Below are 1,013 nucleotides of genomic sequence, written 5' to 3' on the forward strand. Positions count from 1 at the left end.
TACTTGCTGACTTCCTCACGGATACGCATAAAGATTTCATATTCTAGGTTGGCTGACTTCTCGCGCGCCTCCAGCATATCTCCCTCGATACGGGCTAATTCCTCGGTACCAAAGCGTTCCGAATTTTTCAACGTCGCCTTGCGGAAAAAGTGGGCTGGCACATTTCCCAGTTGCGAATTAGTCACATGGAAATAGTAGCCATCCTTTTTATTGTAGTCAATCTTAAGCGTGCTGATACCAGAGTTTTCTCGCTCCTTAGCCTCAATCTCAGCAATCCAACTGGTCCCTTCTCTGAGCACTCGACGGTATTTATCCAAGGTTTCATCAAATCCAGTCCGGATAATACCACCTTCCGTAATCACGTGAGGAGCTTCAGGAGCAATCGCAGCACTAATCAAGCTCTCCAACTCCGGAATGGCATCCAGCTGTGCGATGAGATAGGCTAGAGCAGGCTGCTCCATGCCTTCTAAAATCGCTCGAATCCGTGGCACACTAGATAAGGTAGTCGCCAGTTGCAAGAGATCCTTTGGATTGGTCTTGCCAAAAGAAACCCGACTAGCCAAACGTTCGATGTCATAAACACCCTTGAGACTGTCTGTCAAATCACTACGCTCAAAGAAGTGGTCAAGAAAGACCTGCACCACCTCTTGACGTTGGACGATTCGTTCCTTATCAATCAAGGGACGATGGATCCAAGAGCGCAAGAGCCGCATGCCCATAGCTGTTTTGGTTTCATCCAAAAGCCAGAAAAGACTCCCCTGCTTCTTGCCTGAACGGGCATTCTCAACCAAATCCAGACTAGCCTTGGTCGCATAATCCATCTGCAAGAAATCTTTAATTTCATAGTGGATAACTGGTTTGAGATGGTTCAATTCTCGCATCTGGGTACGGTGAACATACTGGAGGAGCTTACTAGCTGCCGCTTGCTCCACAGCTGCCAGTCGTGGATCCAGTAAATGAATATCCTCAAAGCCTTCCTTCTCATAAGAAAGCACCAGATTCATCTGACGGCT

1 pseudogene is annotated in these 1,013 nt (G+C 47.6%); it reads right to left on the reverse strand.

The features are described 5' to 3' along the window. A pseudogene (locus GMD6S_RS11470) lies at positions 1 to 1,013 on the reverse strand (MutS family DNA mismatch repair protein); the annotation flags it as partial.

It is taken from the genome of Streptococcus sp. GMD6S, assembly GCF_000297015.1.